The following is a 17,824-nucleotide window of genomic DNA, read 5'->3' on the forward strand; positions in this document are numbered from 1 at the left end:
CCCCCTTAACTCAGAAAATCCATGAGCGTGGTCTGGAGAAGCTTCGCCCCGGTCTGCAGGGCGGCCTGGAAGGCAGTTTCGTACTGGGTCATCCGGGTGATGGCTTCCGTCATATCTATATCTTCGACCTCCGAGAGCATTTTGCTTAGGTTCAAGTTGATCGTCTCGGCTTTTTCCTTTGCATATTCGAGTCTATTGATTCTGCTGCCGACCTCGGCATGAACTCTCAGGACGCGCTCGATGTCCTCCTGGATGACCTTGATGCTTTCCTCGGAAATCGCCTTCGAATCGTTCCGGTACAGGTTGTCGCGAAGATCCACGAGGGTCTCGAAGATGCTCCGGGAGCCCCCCAGGCCCAGCGCCGAGGCCGAGGCCGTCTCGCCGAGATCGCGCACCTTGATATAGGCCTGGCCCTTCGTGTTGGTGATGTTCAGATGCTTCCCGTCGGAATCGACCCATGCGGCCATGTTGAAATTCGAATCCGTCGTCGAGAGTTTTTCCATCAGCTCGCCGACGGTCTTCACGCCGGTCAGGTCGATCGTTCCCGAGTAATCTCCGCTCTGCACGTAGACCTTGCCGAGAGGAACGCCGCCTTCGTTGACACGCAACAGGCCGATTTTCGTCGATGCGGTCACCGCCGGATCGATGTCGGAACCGCGAATCTGCGTTTCGATGGTCTTTCCCAGAATCCCCAGGTCGGCAGCCGCGGAAGCGCCGATGTCGATGATCTGAAGCCAACCGGAGCCGCCCGTTTTGTCGACGATGTCGATCCCATCGCGGTTCGCATTGATCCGCGCTTCCACGCCGATGCCGTTCGTGCGGTCGTTGATTCTGTCGAGAACGTCCTTGATCGTTTTCGCCCCGCGCAGGTCGATAGCCTTGAAATTGCCGGCCTTGTCGGTGATACGGATGACGCCGAGATTCACCCCTTTGTTCAGGGTCCGCCCCGAGTTGAGCGCTGAAAGCTCGGTTGATTCATCGACCGCCGGATTGAGATCGACGGAACCGAGCAGCGTCGGAAGCGCCTTCGACGTGATCGGCGTTCCCGTCAGCGTGCTCGTGGTGTGGTTCATGGCGCCCGCAAGGAAGCCAAGGTCGCGCGCCGTGTTCGTGCGTTCTTCGATCGTGAAACCCTTGTCGCCGACGGCGCCGGACACGTCGGCGACTTCGAACCGGTTGTAGGTCGAATCCCAGACGGCCTTGAACTTGCCCGTCTCGTTGATCCGATCGAGCACGTCCTGAATGGTCGCGGCCTGCGTGAGATCGATCGGGACCGGTTCACCGTCGCCGCCGCGGATGACGATCTTCCCGATTTCAGGCGGCGGGGTCAGGGTCGAAAGCTGCGAGGCAGGGGTCAGACCGCCGGGCGCGAGCACCGAGCCGATGATCGTTCCGTTGGTGGAGTGCTGAAGCAGGCCGAGGCTGGCCGCGACCGTCGTCATGTCGCGTACCGAAACCGGCTGGGCTCCATTCACTTCCTCGATTTTGAAGTCACCCGTTCCCACCGTCGTGTCGTTGATGACGAGGCGTTTCGAAGTAGGATCGAGAAGCGCCGTCTGCGCGCCGCCGGTCTGGGTGTTGATCGCATCGATGACGTCGCGGATCGTGGAGGCGGCGGTCAGATCGACCCGGGTGGTCGTTCCGTCATGACCGGTGATGTCGAGATACCCCGTCTCGAAGCCTTTTCCCCCGTTGAGCGTGCTGAGAAGCGTGTTCTCGTTCTCGACAGCCGGATCGTAGTTCTGGACGATCTGGCTCCCCCCCCCGACGTTCCGCAAGATGTTCAGGTCCGCCGCGGTATGCGAGGGAAGGTCCGTGATATACAACTGGGTCCGCTTCGACTCGATCGAGAACTCGTTCGCTCCCTGCGTGTTATCGACGATCTGCAGGCGCTTGCCGATGAAATCGTAGGCGGCGCTGACCGAGTTGCCGCCGTCGGCCGCGTTGATCGCATCGATGACGTCGCCGACGGTCGCGGCGCCGGAAAGATCGACGCGCAGGTTCCTGCCGTCGCGCGTGTTGATGCTGAGAAAGCCCTGCGGAACGCCCGCCCCCGAGTTCAGGTTGGACAGCGGGGTGGCGCGATCGAGCATCGCCGGATCGGACAAACCAAGAATCAGGTTTCCCGCCCCTCCGCTCTTGTGGATTCCGAGAGCCGCGGCCGTATCCGAAGGCACTTCTTCGATTCCTGCCTTGAAGGAACCGGTCTGCCCGATGAGATACAGAACGTCCTCGAGACGGCTCACGTTCGAGAGATCGATCTTCCGCTCGATGCCGTTGGAATCCTTGATGAGAATGACGCCGGCTTGGACGCCGTTTCCGTCGTTCAGCACGGAAAGCGGCATCATGCCGTTGAGCGTCGGGAGTTCGTTTCCGAACATCGGCTGGGGGCTGATCGTCCCGCTCCGGAAGAACAGCTCGGTGCCCGTCACATTGCGCGTGGCGAGCACGTGGCGGTCTATTTCCCCGGTCAGCTTCTTCGAATCGCCGCCGTAGGTGACGTCGACATTGTTCCCGATATTGATATCCTGGCGCAGCTGGCCGGTCGAGAACGTGATGATGTCGTTCATCGCGCCTGCCCGATTGCCGCCGAGGAGGTCGATCGTCTTCGTCTGGACGTCGTGGCCGGAGAAGATGTATTCGCCGTTCACGTTCGTGTTCGCAATATCGGCCACGTTTTTGATCAATTCGTTTATTTCGGCCGCGATGGCATCGCGATCGGCCTGAACGAGGGTGTCGTTCGCCCCCTGGACGGCCAGTTCGCGGGCGCGCTGGAGAATCGTCTCGAGGGTCGTCAGCGCGGAGTCCGCGCTGTTCAGCCAGGTCGTGGTGGTGGAGATGTTCTTCTTGTACTGGCTGGTTTCGGAGATCTGCGTCTTGTAAGCCATGGAAAGGGCGTTACTTACGGGATTTTCCGAGGCGAGGCTGTATTGCTTGCCCGAACTGATCTGCACCTGGAGCTTGCTCAGAGCCGTATGGTTCTTGTTGAGAACCGTCAGGAACGATTTCGTGACCCACTGGTTTGAAACCCGCATGAATGTGCCTCCTGCATGACCAACTTATCTATATTTGTCGGTATTATCTATCGCCGTCACCGGAGCATGCCGTTGATGATCTTGTCCAGCATTTCGTCGACCGTGGTGATGACGCGGGAAGCCGCGTTGTAGGCGTGCTGGAACTTGATCAGGTTCGTGAGTTCCTCGTCCAGCGACACGCCGGAAATCTCGTCCCGCTTCGACTCCAGTTGCGTCATCAGGTCCCGGGAAGTCGTCATCTGCGTTTCGTACCGCTGGCTGTGCGTCGCGACCTGGGTGATGATCGAACCGTAGAAGTCGTCGAAATTCGCCTTCCCGTCGTTGAAAAAGTATTTCTGCTTGATCTGGGCGATGAGGGTCGCGTTTCCGCCGTCGCCGACGCCGTTGAACGTCGGCAGTCTGTCGGTCGCCTTTTCGAGCGTTCCCTGCGCTGCCGCTATCGCATTTGTATTGCTTACGATATATTCTTCCAGGGCCAGATTGGCGATGACGTTCTTGTAGGGAAGGCTCGGGTCATCCGTGGAAACGGCCCTGAAAAAGTTTCTCCCGGTTTCGCCGTCGAGGCCGAACCCCTTCCGGTGGACCTCGTTGACCTCGGAGATGAGCCGATAGGCCATCTCGTTGAACTTGTCGCGGTAGGCCTGGATGTTGTTGTCGCGCAACTCGAGAAGGGCGCTGATTTTGCCGCCGGTGACCGTCGGGTGGAGGTCGAGATTGGCGACGCCGTGGCTCTTGATGATGAGGGTCACCCCGGGAACGGCGTCGGCGACCACGTTTCCCTGTCGCACGAACTGGTTGCCGTTGTAATTGAAGATCGCATCGCGCGCTTCCTGGTTCTGCTGGAGGTTGAGCACCGTCATCAGGTTGCTCGTTCCGTCGGCGAACGTCATCTTGTGCTCGGTCCCCGTGAGGGTGGAAGTCATCCAGAGCTGGCCGGATTCGTTCAGCGTCGCGTCGATCTCGACGTTCCCCGCGTCGATCATCGCGGCGAGGTCCTTCATCGACGTTTTTTCGGCATCGAGATAGAAGGTGCGGCCGTTGATCGAGAATGTTCCGCTCGTGACGCCGAAAGTGGAAAGCGGCCCGGTCAGCGGGTTATACGACAGGAACGAGTAGACCTGGTGCGCCTTTGCCGTCTGCACCACGTCCAGCGTGATGTGGCCGGTCGATCCTGAGTGGTTGAACACCGCCTCGGCGACGTCGGGCCTGTCGGACAATCGGGGATAATCGGCACTTCCGCTCACCGTCGTCGGCAGCGACTTGTCCTTGGTGACGATGTACAGGTCGTGGGAGAACGAATGCTCGACCAGCAGTTGGTTTCCCGACCTCAGGGTGAGATGCCCGGCGGAATCCCAGGTGGTGTCGACGGCGATGAGCTTCGACATCTCCTCGACGAGCAGCTGGCGCTTGTCGCGCAGGTCGTTCGCGTTCGCGTTGGTGACCTCCATCTGCTCGATCGTGACGTTCAGCTCGGCGATCCGCGAGGAGAGGCTGTTCACCTGCTTCACGGCGTCTTCGAGCTGGTCGCTGATGCTCCCGCTCGTCGCGTGATCGGTGACGCCCTGGAGGACATTCAGGTTGGTATCGATTTCCTTGAACTGCTCGATGAGGGTCTGGCTCTGTTCGACCAGGTTCTGACGGAGCTCGATGCTTGAAGGGTTCAACGAAAGCTCTTCCCAGGCCGCCCAGAACTTGTCCATCTGGCTGCGGAGGGTCATGTCGTTCGGCTCGTTGAGGATCGCCTCGACTTCCTTCATCAGGTCGTTGGCCGTCGTCTTTTCCTGGAGGATCGAACTCTGCCGGATGATCTTCTCGTCGACGAAGGCGTCGCGAAGGCTTTCGATCTTCACGACATCGACGCCGGTTCCGACCTGCTGGGCGCACGTCTGCGAAATGAAACTCGGAATCGACCACGGGTCGGAGGCGGCGAGCACCGCCCGTTGCCGCGCGTAGCCTTCGGTGTTGGCGTTGGCGATGTTGTGCGAGGTCACTTCCATCGCCGACCGCTGGGTCAGGATTCCACGTTTGCCGATCTCGATGCCGAAAAATGTGGCCCTCATGGCGCCTCCTTATGGCTGTCCATGCCGTCGATCTTCTGTTCAAAACGGCCACGGAGGGGAATCGCCTACTTTCCCCTATTATCACTATCGGCTCATAACGTTCATGAGTTGAGCGAAAAATCATCGAACGCGGAAAACAAAACGGGCGCTCCGGAGTCTGAATTCCAGAGTGCCCGTCTCAGATGATATTGTAGGGGGTGTTATGCTTTCCGGTCGATCAGGACCGACGGCCGCTGCGGCAGCGATGTTCCCTGCTGGCCGGGCGGGCGGTAGGTGACTTCCTTCGGCGGAGCAGTGATGAGTTTCAGGGTGTACTGCGTGAGTTCGAGGGCCTGTTCGAGCAGGCGCTGGTTCTCTTCGTTGATGGAGCGAATCTGCTCGAGGGTCTCCCTCAGCTGAGTGCCCAACATCCAGAGGTCGGACTTGAGGTTCGCGTCATCGATAAGATCGAGAACCTCTTCAAGTTTGACGTTGGCGCGGCCGGCAATCGCCGTCAGGCAGTCGGCTCTCGATGCTCCGAGTTCGGAAAGGCGCGCCGAGAGTTTTTCTTCCTCGCTCACGATGTCGATGAGATCGGTCGAAAATTTTTCGAGAAGCAGCTTTTTCTTGCGCTCAGACAACTCGAGGAGCCGGCGATAGATCTCCAGCTCCTCGCTCAGAATCTGTTTGAGATTTTTCCCCTGTTCGCTCAAGCCGCGCGTCAGCCTTCCCAGGGCTTGAAGAGGGTCCGATACCCTTCTTCAGTCGTAGTGAACATCTCGGCGACTTTTTCGGGTGAAACGTTGTACTGGCCCTTGTCGAAGAGGGCCTTGATGCGGGAGATCTTCTCTTCCCTGATTTCGGACTGGCCTGCGACGACCTCGGCCGCGAATTCGAGCGTTTTGACCGGGTCGGCTTCCGCCACCGGCTTGCCGGCAATGATCGGTTGATTGACATTCACTCCGCTGGGCGGATGGAAGGTCTTCTTCGGAGCCTCGGCCCCGCCGGTCGTATCTTTCAGGATCTTCCCGAAGGCGTCGCCCGACTGTTCGGTCTTGGCCTTTTTGACCTGCTCCTGATAGATCTTCTGAATGTCATTCCTGGAGACCTTCATGGTTCCCTCCTGAACTCCCCGAGACGTCTCCCCCTGGTGTTTGGTCTGGTTGCGCGGGGGAAGCCTCCATTACCGGATATCGGCTCGAAATGCCGGTACTGTTAGTACGTACGATGAACATTTTTTCCATTCTAGGCTGATCGAGCGGTAAAGTCAACCGCTCTGCCTGTAGGAATGCGCCCAGACGACGGCCCGGAGGAATGCCGGCCGAAGTCGCTCCACGGCCGCCGCGCAAGCGTCGAGGGTCGCCCCCGTCGTCGCGACATCATCGATCAGGGCCAGCCGCTTTCCGGCGAAGGCTGCAGGAATGAGGCCTTCAGCGAGATCGAAGGCGCCGGCCGGGTTCGTCGCCCGGAGCGTTTCGTCGCACTCGGCCTGCGGCTTCGTGTTGCGGATTCGGACGATCGCCGGCGAGACGGGGGCTTGCCAGGACTCTGCAAGGATTTCAGCGAGCAGGCGCGCCTGGTTGAAGCCGCGCTTCGCCTCCCGACTCGGGTGAAGAGGGACTGGAATGAGGATGTCCGGCCGTTCCGTCGTCGGGATTCTGGTCGCGACCCGGCGGATCTCTCCGGAGAGAGCGGACAGGAGACGCGCCGACGGCCTGTATTTCACGGCTTTCACGGCATCCGACAACGGAGGGACATATGGGCCGAACGTCATGACCGGGCATCTGCAGGCGACATCTCCGACGATCGCGGGTTCGCGCATGGATGCTGCGATGCGCCGACGGCAGTCGTCGCAAAGGATGTTTCCCGGCGGCGTCCGAACGCGACAGACATGACAAGAAAACGGAAGAAAGGCTTCGACGGCCGCTTTCAGCCAGAGCGACAGACGCTGCAGCATTCGGCAACTCCCACGCAAGACTCTTCTTCCAGTCTACTTCACCAGTGACCCGAATGACAGGGCTTTTCGGAGCTGAAAGCACGAAGACGCCGTCCGATGACGGCGTCTTCGCTGGGGTATGCGGAAGAATTATTCGGAAGCTTCGCGTTCCGAGGGGGTTTCGCGGGTCCGCTTGTAGATTCCCCGGTTGCTCGTGCCGAGGAACTCGATGAACTGACGGATGTAGGGATCGTTCGCTTCCGGCATCGCTGCCAGTTTTTCCTTCGCTTGGGTGACGTTGAGCTGGGAGCGAAAGAACATCTTGAACACGGCTCGGATGGCATCGAGCGATTCGCGCGGCACGCCGTTGCGGCGAAGGCCGACGGAGTTCAGACCAATGACGCGGGCGGGATTCCCGTCGATCTTGATGAACGGCGGGACATCTTTGACGATCTTGCTCATGCCGCCGATCATGACGAATCCGCCGATCTTGCAGAACTGGTGAATGCCGGTGAAACCGCCGAGGGTGGCCTTGTCGCCGACATGGACGTGGCCGGCGAGGGTGACGCAGTTCGCCAGAGTGACATTGCTGCCGACCCGGCAATTATGGGCGACGTGCACGTATGCCATGAACAGGTTCTTGTCGCCGATGACGGTCTCGTTGCCGGCGCCTTCGGCCATGTGGACGGTGACGAACTCGCGGAAATGGTTCCCGTTCCCAATTTTCACATAGGATGTTTCGCCGCCGAATTTTCGATCCTGGGGCGGGCAACCGATGGAGACGAACGGGGAAATCTGGTTTTCGCTGCCGATCGTCGTATATCCTTCGATATGGCAATTCGGTCCGACGACGGTCTTCTCGCCGATTTCGACATTCGGCCCGATGACCGTATACGGCCCCACCTCGACCGTCGGATGAATTTTCGCTCCCGGCGCGATGATGGCGGTGGGATGTATGCTCATGATGCGTTACCCTTTTCTCGCTGGTTTGACGATCAGACGATCGTGAACATGAGTTCGCCGTCGGCGACCGTCTCGCCGTCGACCTTCGCTTCGACCTGCACCTTGCCGGTCGCGCCGCGAACTTTCAGGACCTTCACATGCATTTCGAGCCTGTCGCCAGGCACGACCGGTTTCCGGAAGCGGACCCCGTCGATGCCACAGAAGAAGGGAATCTTGCCCTTGTGTTCCGGTTGCGACAGGAAGAGGACGCCGGCGACCTGCGCCATCGCCTCGACGATGAGGACGCCGGGCATGACGGGCCGCTGGGGAAAATGACCGTTGAAGAACTCCTCGTTGGCCGTGACGTTCTTGTATCCTACGGCGGAGACGCCGGGTTCGATCGACAGCATCCTGTCGACGAGCAGGAACGGATACCGATGCGGCAGAATCTGCTTGATTTCTTCGATCGTCATCATACGGGCGTGGGTCCTTTCCTTCTGCTGATGATACACCGCGCACAACCGTTGCGCCAGTTTCACGTTCCAGGCATGGCCGGTGCGGCAGGCGATGATATGCCCCTTCATGCGGCGTCCGGTCAAGGCCAGGTCGCCGATCAGGTCGAGCATTTTATGGAGCGCGAACTCCTGGGCATCCCTGAGGCCTTCGGGATTCATGATCGATCCGTCGCGCTTCACCACGACGGCGTTTTCGAGACTGCCGCCCAGGGCGAGCCGCTTTTCCTTCAGCATGTCGAACTCGTATTCGAAGCCGAAGGTGCGGGCCCGGCCGATCCGGTCCATGAAGGTCGACTCGTCGACGACGAGATGGACGGATTGCGGCGGGATGATGTTGTCCTTGTACGACAGGCGGAACGAGATCTCAAACCGATCGGAAGGAAGAAACACGATGCTCTTGTCGCCTTCCGAAAACGCGCAGATATCGCGGACATCGCAGATCTGGGCGGGAACGCCCTGGCCGACGATCCCGGCATCGCGAAGCGCCTCGGCGAACCGTAGCGCGCTCCCGTCGAGAACAGGCGGTTCGGCGCTGTCGACCTCGACGAGGGCGTTGTCGACGCCCATGCCGTACAAGGCGGACATGACGTGCTCGACGGTATGGATGACGGCGTCGCCGTCGCCCCGGATCGTCGTACCGCGCAGCACTTCCTTCACGTGCGCCGCGTTGGCCGGAACGAGAGGCGTGCCCGGAAGGTCCATCCGCCGGAAGGCGATTCCGGAATCCGGGTCGGCCGGCTTGAACGTCAAGGTGACCGGCTGTCCGGTGTGCAGGCCGACGCCGGAGAGCGTGACCGGCTTGCGGATCGTGCGTTGTTCGGGCGGATGTGTCATCGGTTCCCGTCAGAAGGATTTAATATATTGAAGCTTATATATTGCATCTTCGCCGCCATCCTCGTCGTCACGGCGGGCATATTCGAGGCTGACGCCGGGATACGGACGCATCTTGATCCCGTAGGACGTCTGCCCCTCCACGCGTTCTCCAGCTACGATGACGAGGGGCAGGATCGTCTTTTCAACGCTGACGAAGGTCTTCTTTTCGGTCGTGACAGGGTCCTTGATGAAACCGCCATGCACCGTCGCGGCGAAGGCTTCGAACGTCTTTGAACCGGCGAAGTAGAAGACGCGCGACCCGAGGGTCATCCCGGCGTCGCCCACGCCCCAGACGATATTCGGAATCATCGTATCTTCCTCGAGAAGATTCAGTTTGAAATTGACGACGTTCTTTCCGGATTCGGCATCGTTCAGATGGCGTAACAGAGAAAATTCCACGAGCTTTCCCTGGGCCTTCTGGGTGTACATGACCATGTTATGTCCGGCATCGTTGATGTAGGAGGTTTCGCCCATCATGTATGCCGTCGGCAGCGAGATATTCGACGAGCCGAGATACCGCAGACGGGGATTTCCGGCCGCCTCCGAGGTCCCTCCAGAGAGGGTGATCACCAGAACAAGAGCCGTCAGGAGTTGAAAAATACCGGTTCGCCTCATTCCTTTTCTTCCTCTGTTGCTTCGACGCCGAGCCTGGCCTGGATCTCCCTGACCGTTTTGACGAGTTCGGGAAGTTTGCGGACGGCCGCCATGACGCGTTTTTCCTCCATATGCGGCTTGAGGGGAAAGCCCGACATCATGCTGTTCGGCGGCACGTCCTGCGTGACGACCCCGCGGGCGGCGATCGTGCTGCCGCGGCCGACGGTGACATGACCGACCGTTCCCGACTGGCCGGCGAGGGTCACGCGGTCTTCGAGGACGGTGCTGCCGGAAACGCCGACCTGGGCGACGATGATGCAGTGTTTTCCAACCACCACGTTGTGAGCGAGATGGACCAGGTTGTCGATTTTCGTGCCGTCGCCCACGCGGGTGCTGCCCATCGTGGCGCGATCGATGGTGACGTTCGCCCCGATCTCGACGTCGGCGCCGATCTCGACATTGCCGACCTGCGGGATCTTCGCGTGGCCTTCGGCCGTTGTCAGGTAGCCGAACCCGTCGCTTCCGATGACGGCACCAGCGTGAATGGCGCTCCTGGGGCCGACGCGACAGCCGTGGAGGAGCTTTGCGCCCGGATGCAGTCTCGCATCGGCACCGACGTACGCGTTACGCCCGACATGCGCCTGGGCGCCGATCCATGCTCCCGCCTCGACGACGGAATCGGCGTCGACGAACGCCATGGGGCCGATGATCGCCGTGGGGTGGACGTCGGCGGATTCGTCGACGAACGCCGTCGGATGAATGCCCGGCTTCGGCCTGGCTTCGGGATGGAAGTATCGGAGGGCCTTGAGGAAGCCGTCGTAGGCGTTCGCGAACCTGATCGACGGCAGGGGCAGCTCGCCGGCCTTTTCGGGGGCGATGACGGCCGCGGCGCGGGTCGCCTTCAACTGTTCGAGATGCTTTGCATAGTTTTTCGCATCGGAGAGGAAGGTGATATCCGTAGATGTCGCATCGGCGAGAGCGGCAATTCCGGCGATGGCTGGTCCCGGCGCAGCGCCGTCGAGGCGGCCGCCGAGAAGCATCGCAAGCTCGGCCAGGGAAACGCTCTTTCCGGGGGCCTGCCTGTTTCCGGTGTCGGAATGCGGGTGCGTCATGCGCTCCAGTCCTCTTGCCTCTTGTGTGAGAAAACGCCCGCGCCATCGGTCGGCGCGGGCGCCAGGGGATTCAGGTCACTTGCCCTTCTTCGCGGCCGGAGCAGCGGCTGCGGGAGCGGCAGCGGGGGCGGCAGCGGGAGCCGCGCCGCCGTTGAGGGCGGCCAGGACGTCGTCGGTGATATCGACGCCGCCGAAGTAGCAGAAGCGCTTTTCGAACACGGCTTCGAGATTCTTGGACTTGGCGATCCGTGAAATCACGGCATCCACCTTGTCATCGAGGGTCTTCGAAAGTCCGCCCATCTTCTCTTCTTCGAGTTCGTAGAGGCGCTTCTGCGACTCTTCGAAAAACTTCTGAAGTTCGGAGTTGGCGTTGGCGAGCGCCTCGCGTTGAGCGCGGAGCTGCGGCTCGAGCGCCTTGGCCTCGGCCTCCTTTTTGGCGTCGCGCAGGTCCTGCATTTTCTTGGCGATCTCGACGTATTTCGCGTCGAGGTCGGAAACCTGCTTCTTGCGCGTGTCCAGATCTTTCTGAAGCTTGGCCTTCTCGCTTTCAAGGAAGGTCTTGGTCTTCTGGGTCTCGGAGTATTTCGCGAACAATTTGCCGGCATCGACGTAGCCGAAGCTGAAGGCAGCACAAGCCGAAGGCAGAGCCAGCAAAGCGGCCGCCAGTCCGAGGTGCAGGAATGTCTTCTTCATGGGGGAGGGATCTCCTTATGTATTGATTAAGCTCTGAACGTCAGAAGGAACTGCCGAAGTTGAAGTAGGTGCGGCCCTCGTCGCGGTCCGTCGCCTTGCCGTAGTCGACGGCAACGGGCCCGAGCGGGGTCTGGAGGCGGATGCCGATGCCGTAGCCGGCTTTCGCGTCGAAGTCCTTGGACAGGCGGAAGTAGTCGAGCCCCCAGGCGCTGCCGACATCGTAGAACCCGACCACGTCGAAGTTTTTCGCGATGTTCTGCCGCAACTCGAAGTTGCCGTAGAGCAGCTTCGTCCCGAGGAACTCGCGCTCGCGGTAGCCGCGGACCGTGTCGCTGCCGCCGACGGAGAACATGTCGTAGACCGGCACGAATCCTTCGCCGATCGAGGTTCGGCCGCCCACGCCCTGCACGGCGAACACGGTCTTCTTGTTGTTCGAAATCGGAATATATCTCCGGAGGGACAGAACGTATTTGGTGTACTGGTTGGCCCCGCGAAGGAGGCCGCCGGTCGTCTCGACCCAGAGCGTGTCGTGCAGGCCGCCAGACGGGCGGAAGCGATTGTCACGGGTGTCCTTGTCGAGAATCGCGCCCAGGCTCTGGAGGCGACCGTTCATGACCCCGACCGGGGCCGCGGCGAGGGTCTCGTCGGTGGGCGTCAGGTTGATGTCCTCGTCGCGGAACCGGAACGACAGGTCAACGTCGCGGCGGATGCGCCGCCCGAGGGTGATGTTGCCGCCCTTGCGCTCTTCGTCGTATTCCGTGAGAGTGTTGCCGAGATTGTAGAGGTTTCTTGTATATTTTGTATTATATAAATCGATGCCGAAGCTCCGGGGCTTGTCGTTCAGCCACGGATCGAAGTATCCGATCTCGAACGTCTGGACGCCGCCGAACTCGGTCTTCCCGTAGATACGCTTTCCCTCGCCCTTGAAGTTGTTCTGGGAAAGGTTCGCGAAGCCGACAAGGCCGTTCAGCGAGCTGTAGCCGCCGCCGACGCCCGCCCTGCCGGTCTTCTGTTCGACGACCTGGATCACGAGGACGATCTCCTCGGGGCTCTTGCCGGGAAGATGGTCGCGCTTCACTTCCTCGAAGAAGCCGAGGTTGTAGATGCGCTGCAGGTCGCGCACGATCTTGTTGTTGTCGTAGACCTGGCCGGTTTTCACGGTCAGCTCGCGGCGGACGACCTTTTCCTTGGTCTTCTTCAGGCCCTCGACGCGGATCTCCGAGAGAATGCCCTCAGTGATCTCGACGAAGATCTTCGAGCCCTTGTCCTTCACGTAGGCGTCGCTGACCTTGGAGAACAGGAAGCCCTCGCGGGCCAGCAGTTCGTTGATGTTCTGGATGTCCTGGGTCAGGAGCTTCGAGTTGAAGACCGTGCCGATGCGGCTTTCCATGGCCTTCTCGATTTTCTCGTGGGAAACCTTGGTGCAGCCCTTGATCTCGATGCTGTCGATGATCGCGTTTTCCTCAACCTTGAAGACGAGCAGCTTGCCCTTTTCGTCGTTGCGAATCTCGGCGCCGACGTAGGAGAAGTATCCCATTTCGCCGAGCCGGGCGATCTCAGCCTGGACATCGTTCTGCTCGAGGCGGTCCCCGATTTTCATCTTGATATTCAAGAGAATCGTGGATTCAGGAATCATCTTGTTGCCTTCCACCTTGAAACCGACGACGAGGTTGCTTTCGAATCCGAAAGCGGTGCCGGCCAGCAGGACGAGGCAGCAGAAAGCGCCGATCAGGAGTTTGGAAACGGTCGTGCGACTCGGGGTCATAGCACTCCTTCTATGGATAGACTAGGCTGAGCATGGGCATGATACGCACCGTTCCGGAGAATGTCAAGGAAGCGGCTCAGGATGCCGTTTTCCGTCCACATCGTCGGTGCACCGGCACGGTCATCCACATATATATCGGCTAAACATGCGCCGCATTCCAACCGCTCCGGAAAACAACGCTCCTTGTCAGGATTTTCCGCATGATTTATGCTAGATACCTGATTGTCGTGAGGAGGAATACCCGTGGCAAAATGCCCTGAATGCAATCGCGAACTTCCCCTGAGCGGGAAATGCCCGTTCTGTCAGCGCCCCGCCGCCCCCGGCGGATTTTCCTTCAAAGATCTTCTCCAGAAGCGGACGGACGGAGTTCCGCCCGTGCCGCCCTCCCAGCCGCAGGCCGGCCCGAGCGAACCGCCTCCCGTGGTTCCTGCGCCGCCTTCGCCGGCTCCGACGACCGGCGTATCAGGGAGCTCCCATCCGGGTTCACCGCTCCCGCCCTCTCCTGCCCCGACGCCGCTTTCCCCCGATCTCCCTTCATTCCCTCCTCTGCCGAGCCAACCGTCCGGTGGCTCCGTCCTCGCCGGACTTCGGGCGAAAGCCGGAGCAGGCTCACCCCTTCCGCCAGCATCGCCGCCCGTCGTCGGAGATGCAGGCCCGCACGTTCCTTCCGAACGGCCATCGCCGCTTCCGGTCGCGCCCTCAGCACCGGAGCGCGATTCCCAGGCGTTCCTGGTCCAGAGAAAAGGGGTTGCCGATGCCAAGGCGGTTCTTGGCGGGGAGCAACCGGGGCAGGATACGAGCGTGTTCAGCTCGAAGATCACCGGCCTCGGCGACGAGGAGATGGAGTGCTCGGTTCTCGCCGGTCTTCTCAACGACAGTTACATTCTCGAGGCGGCCGCCTCCAAGGGGCTGATCGCCGACCTCTTCTCGACGTCGTATTCCCGAGCGATCTGCAAGGCCATCATGGCCCTGCGCGAAGAGAATCGTGACGGTTCGCTGATCGACAAGATCATCATCAAAAACAAACTGAAGCACCAGGGCTTGTTCGATCTGCCGATGCAGAACTACCTCAACCGGGTCATCGCACAGCCCTCCCCCACCCTCGACCAGGTGCTGCATTACCTCGAACTGATGAAGGAGCAGGCGCTCAAGCGCCGGCTCAAGGAAATAGCGACCAATATACACGAGTTCATCGACAATCCCGACCCGAACAAGCCGATTGCCATCGAGCATTTCACCACGACGGTCATCGAAGACATCCGAAACGTCCAAAAGGCGAAGGCCACCAAGCGCATCAACCTGGTGAAAGAGGAGATGCGCGAGATCATCAAGGATATCGACGAGCGGGAAGTGAAGGGCGAGGTCGAGATCATCGGCTACTCGTTCGAGCCGTTCCATTACCTGAACGTCGCCGTCTCGGGCTTCCGCAAGGGATTCATGTATGCGATCGCCGGCGCGCCGCGGCGCGGCAAGACGACGTTCACGCTCGAGCTGGCAACTTCGGTCGCGACGAACTGCAAAATTCCCGTGCTGTTCTTCACATACGAGCAAACGAAGAAAAACCTGACCTACCGCCTCCTCGCGAAGGAGAGCCGACTGAACCCCGACTCCCTCCAACGCAAGAAGGTCCGCTCCGACATGATCATGGACGCGAAGTTCATGGGCGGCTGGAAGCGGATGCAGTCCTACATGGACTACTTCTACATCGTCGAGGCGACGAAGGCCGACACCATCGACCGCATCCGCACCTACGCTTACAACGTCATGCAGGACTTCAACACGCATGATCTGATGATCTTCGTCGACTACATCCAGAAGATGCCGCTCTCGCGGGCCTACATGGACGAAAAATTCAAGGTCGAGGAGATCTCGACCGAGCTGAAGGCGCTATCCATCGAGCTGAACAACCCGATCATGACGATCAGCTCGCTGTCGAAGGAAGGCTGTATGATCGACGCGACGGAAAGCCCCGAGCGCCCGACGATGTATCACTGCAAGGGGTCGGGCGACCTCGAATACGATCTCGACTGCGCGATGATCCAGGCGAAAGACTGGGGCGACACGAAGGAGCTGCACAACCAGCTCATGCACAAGGCCGAAGAGATGGGCAAAGACCCGACCCGCGTTCCGAAGGTCGACGTCGTCAACCTGTATCTCGACAAGAACCGCGACGCACCGGAAGGCATCTACTCGACCCTCCAGTATCTGTTCTTCATCGAGGACAACAAGTTCATCGAACTCGGCCCCAAATACGACGACGACCGGTTCCGGTTCAGCAAGATCGAGTCGCTCGTCAACGACCTGATCGAGCGCAACTACATCATCTTCTTCGACAAGGAAAAAGACAACGCGCTGCAGAAAGGCCGCGTCCAGATCAAGCTCAAGAACGTCTGAACCGCACTGCCGGAAACGTATCGCCCCGGAGGGCACATGAATAATTATTTTACAAGATATATAGTCAAAGCATTTTGTGCATTTCTGACGGCGGCGGGCGTTTCGGCTCTTCTCACCGGCTGTTCGGCGGGCAAGTCAGGCCTGATGCAGATCACGCCGCAGCAGTATTTCTACTCGGCCAAGGAGAAGCTCGAGACGATCAACGAGCGCGCCTACGACATTCGCGACCTCGACGAAATCATCCGGGTGCTCCAGAGCGCCGAGAAAGACGCGAAGTCGGGCGAGATCATCGACAAGTCCCGGATGTATCTCGTTCTCGCCTGCACGCTGAAGGCCCGCAAGCAGTATCAAAGCAACATCCTCAAAGGCGAATACCTGGCGAACCGCCCCGAGCCGTTCTTCGTGCTCGACGTGAAGCCCGTCCAGGAGACGTTGCGCGAGGCGAAAAAGTGGCTCAGAAGCTGCGAGGCGGGCTGGAAAACGAAGTCGCTCGATGCCGACCTGCAGTTCGTCAAAGGATATTACTACACGCAGAAGATGCTGACGCAGAAGGGCAGCGAGCACCGCGAGAGCCTCTGGACGGCGGTGAATGCGTTCAGGCGTTGCATCGGCATCGCCCCCGACTACAAGAGCGACTTCCGCCTGTTCGGGAAGGAGCTGACCCCGCGCGAGGTGCGGCTGAAGCTGATCGAGTGCCTCGCCCTGGGCGGTGAGGTCGCTGAGGCGTACGGTCTCGTCTCGGAATACACGTTCACGCCCATGCCGGCACTGACGCCGCTTTCCGCGCGCGCCGACTACGCATGGATGCACATGAAGGGCCTCGTGCTGGCCATGATGGGGCGATATGAAGAGGCGGCCGAGTTGTTGAAGCGGTTCAGGATCGTTCCGCCGCAGGATTATCCGACCGTCGAAGAGGCGCTCTGGGTGCTGGAAGGGGTATACGACCGGCTCGCCGAAACGACCGACGACGACACGTGGCGCATGGAGGCCCGGATCGTGGCGTCGATGCTGAAACAGTTGAAGGGGCCGTACGCGAAGGAAAAATACACGACAGCCGCGAACATCTTTCCCCGATGGCTGCCGGGCGATGCGACCTTTTTTGAGGCCCTGGTCCGGTTTCACAGCGGCGATTTCGACAAGGCCCGCGAAGCCCTCGTTCCCATCGCCCGCGGCGGCATGATGACAAGGGCAAACCGACTGTTCTCTCGCGTGCTGGCCCTCGAAACGGAACTGTACGCCGGCCGCAGGGTCGCAGACGATCTTCTCGAGGAATTGCTCGGCATCGCCGTGGACAGGCAGCTTTCCCCCCTGCTCAAGGAGCGCCTGGGTTACCTGCTGGCCCGGTATGTCATGGGCGAAGCCGAAGCGTTCAAACAGGGGCGGCTCGAAGGCGAGAACCAGACGTTCGTCAAGGCAATCCTCGGCCGCCCGTGGGCGCTGTCGCTCAAATACAGACGCGGCGACTGGCTGAAGCCGAACGAACTCCCCGGCGGCGAGTCCGGCTCTTCGGAAAAGGAGCGACCGGCCCCGAAAACGGAACGCGGATCCTCTCGCGAGAAGACGGCCGCTGGGAAGCGCCCCGCGCCGGAAAGCGAGCGTCTGTTCAACGCGTTTCCCGTTCGCGAATCGAAACGGGTGCCGCGCCGACGCGACTTCGCCGCGCTCGTCGCCGAGGTCTACGCGAACAGGTCCGAAGACTGGATCACCAGCGCAAACCTGAATCTGATCGCCCTTCCTCAGATGACGCTTCTCGGCGGCGGCCGCATCGTCGGCCGGGAGGAAGAGGGCAAGGGCTGGGTTTTCAAGGGCGAGGACATCGACGAACTGCGTCGGGGCGGGAGGTATCTCGCCATCTTCGAATACGCCGACTCCGACAGCGCCAAGTCCATCCAAGGCATCCTCTTCGAACCCTGATCCATCCGGTGG

At 60.3% G+C, this 17,824-nt stretch carries 13 protein-coding genes; 2 read left to right on the forward strand and 11 right to left on the reverse strand.

Annotated features, from left to right (window positions below; genetic code table 11):
* Nucleotides 1–5: 5 nt before the first annotated feature.
* From flgL to PLU72_04335, 11 genes are all read right to left on the reverse strand, one after another.
* Nucleotides 6–3,035 (reverse strand): flagellar hook-associated protein FlgL, encoded by a 3,030-nt coding sequence (gene flgL / locus PLU72_04285; protein HOT27386.1) that lies wholly within the window; start codon nucleotides 3,033–3,035, stop codon nucleotides 6–8.
* 56 nt (nucleotides 3,036–3,091) lie between these two features.
* Nucleotides 3,092–5,095 carry a flagellar hook-associated protein FlgK gene (gene flgK / locus PLU72_04290; GenBank protein HOT27387.1) on the reverse strand — a complete coding sequence of 668 codons (2,004 nt, stop codon included), beginning with the start codon at nucleotides 5,093–5,095 and terminating at the stop codon, nucleotides 3,092–3,094.
* A gap of 200 nt (nucleotides 5,096–5,295) precedes the next feature.
* Nucleotides 5,296–5,787, reverse strand: a complete 492-nt coding sequence (locus PLU72_04295; GenBank protein ID HOT27388.1) for a flagellar protein FlgN — start codon at nucleotides 5,785–5,787, stop codon at nucleotides 5,296–5,298.
* Between the two features lie 8 nt (nucleotides 5,788–5,795).
* Entirely contained in the window at nucleotides 5,796–6,188 is a 393-nt protein-coding gene (locus PLU72_04300; GenBank protein HOT27389.1) for a flagellar biosynthesis anti-sigma factor FlgM, read from the reverse strand.
* A 153-nt stretch (nucleotides 6,189–6,341) separates the two neighbouring features.
* Entirely contained in the window at nucleotides 6,342–7,031 is a 690-nt protein-coding gene (locus tag PLU72_04305; protein HOT27390.1) for a hypothetical protein, read from the reverse strand.
* A gap of 129 nt (nucleotides 7,032–7,160) precedes the next feature.
* Nucleotides 7,161–7,973: an acyl-ACP--UDP-N-acetylglucosamine O-acyltransferase gene (lpxA, locus tag PLU72_04310; GenBank protein ID HOT27391.1), complete on the reverse strand. Its 813-nt coding sequence runs from the start codon at nucleotides 7,971–7,973 to the stop codon at nucleotides 7,161–7,163.
* Nucleotides 7,974–8,005: 32 nt separating this feature from the next.
* Nucleotides 8,006–9,301 carry a UDP-3-O-acyl-N-acetylglucosamine deacetylase gene (gene lpxC / locus PLU72_04315; protein HOT27392.1) on the reverse strand — a complete coding sequence of 432 codons (1,296 nt, stop codon included), beginning with the start codon at nucleotides 9,299–9,301 and terminating at the stop codon, nucleotides 8,006–8,008.
* Nucleotides 9,302–9,310: 9 nt separating this feature from the next.
* The gene (locus PLU72_04320; GenBank protein ID HOT27393.1) at nucleotides 9,311–9,955 is read right to left on the reverse strand and encodes a hypothetical protein; all 645 of its coding nucleotides are present in this window, start codon (nucleotides 9,953–9,955) and stop codon (nucleotides 9,311–9,313) included.
* The gene (gene lpxD / locus PLU72_04325) at nucleotides 9,952–11,046 is read right to left on the reverse strand and encodes a UDP-3-O-(3-hydroxymyristoyl)glucosamine N-acyltransferase (GenBank protein HOT27394.1); all 1,095 of its coding nucleotides are present in this window, start codon (nucleotides 11,044–11,046) and stop codon (nucleotides 9,952–9,954) included. Before lpxD ends, PLU72_04320 begins: the two co-directional genes overlap by 4 nt.
* Nucleotides 11,047–11,121: 75 nt before the next feature.
* Nucleotides 11,122–11,739, reverse strand: a complete 618-nt coding sequence (locus PLU72_04330; GenBank protein ID HOT27395.1) for an OmpH family outer membrane protein — start codon at nucleotides 11,737–11,739, stop codon at nucleotides 11,122–11,124.
* A 40-nt stretch (nucleotides 11,740–11,779) separates the two neighbouring features.
* The gene (locus tag PLU72_04335) at nucleotides 11,780–13,504 is read right to left on the reverse strand and encodes a BamA/TamA family outer membrane protein (GenBank protein HOT27396.1); all 1,725 of its coding nucleotides are present in this window, start codon (nucleotides 13,502–13,504) and stop codon (nucleotides 11,780–11,782) included.
* A gap of 243 nt (nucleotides 13,505–13,747) precedes the next feature.
* Here PLU72_04335 and PLU72_04340 point away from each other — a divergent pair, with 243 nt between their 5' ends.
* Both PLU72_04340 and PLU72_04345 read left to right on the forward strand, forming a co-directional pair.
* On the forward strand, nucleotides 13,748–15,898 hold the full coding sequence (locus PLU72_04340; GenBank protein HOT27397.1) for a DnaB-like helicase C-terminal domain-containing protein: 2,151 nt from the start codon (nucleotides 13,748–13,750) through the stop codon (nucleotides 15,896–15,898).
* A 36-nt stretch (nucleotides 15,899–15,934) separates the two neighbouring features.
* A complete protein-coding gene (locus tag PLU72_04345; GenBank protein ID HOT27398.1) occupies nucleotides 15,935–17,812 on the forward strand; it encodes a hypothetical protein in 1,878 nt (625 codons plus the stop codon).
* Nucleotides 17,813–17,824: the final 12 nt, after the last annotated feature.

This window comes from Candidatus Ozemobacteraceae bacterium (genome assembly GCA_035373905.1).
Taxonomy (GTDB): Bacteria; Muiribacteriota; Ozemobacteria; order Ozemobacterales; family Ozemobacteraceae; genus MWAR01.

Coding starts and splice junctions, on each gene's coding strand:
- flgL (HOT27386.1), bottom strand. CDS start 3,035: ATGCGGGTTTCAAACCAGTGGGTCACGAAATCGTTCCTGACGGTTCTC.
- flgK (HOT27387.1), bottom strand. CDS start 5,095: ATGAGGGCCACATTTTTCGGCATCGAGATCGGCAAACGTGGAATCCTG.
- PLU72_04300 (HOT27389.1), bottom strand. CDS start 6,188: ATGAAGGTCTCCAGGAATGACATTCAGAAGATCTATCAGGAGCAGGTC.
- PLU72_04305 (HOT27390.1), bottom strand. CDS start 7,031: ATGCTGCAGCGTCTGTCGCTCTGGCTGAAAGCGGCCGTCGAAGCCTTT.
- lpxA (HOT27391.1), bottom strand. CDS start 7,973: ATGAGCATACATCCCACCGCCATCATCGCGCCGGGAGCGAAAATTCAT.
- lpxC (HOT27392.1), bottom strand. CDS start 9,301: ATGACACATCCGCCCGAACAACGCACGATCCGCAAGCCGGTCACGCTC.
- PLU72_04320 (HOT27393.1), bottom strand. CDS start 9,955: ATGAGGCGAACCGGTATTTTTCAACTCCTGACGGCTCTTGTTCTGGTG.
- lpxD (HOT27394.1), bottom strand. CDS start 11,046: ATGACGCACCCGCATTCCGACACCGGAAACAGGCAGGCCCCCGGAAAG.
- PLU72_04330 (HOT27395.1), bottom strand. CDS start 11,739: ATGAAGAAGACATTCCTGCACCTCGGACTGGCGGCCGCTTTGCTGGCT.
- PLU72_04335 (HOT27396.1), bottom strand. CDS start 13,504: ATGACCCCGAGTCGCACGACCGTTTCCAAACTCCTGATCGGCGCTTTC.
- PLU72_04345 (HOT27398.1), top strand. CDS start 15,935: ATGAATAATTATTTTACAAGATATATAGTCAAAGCATTTTGTGCATTT.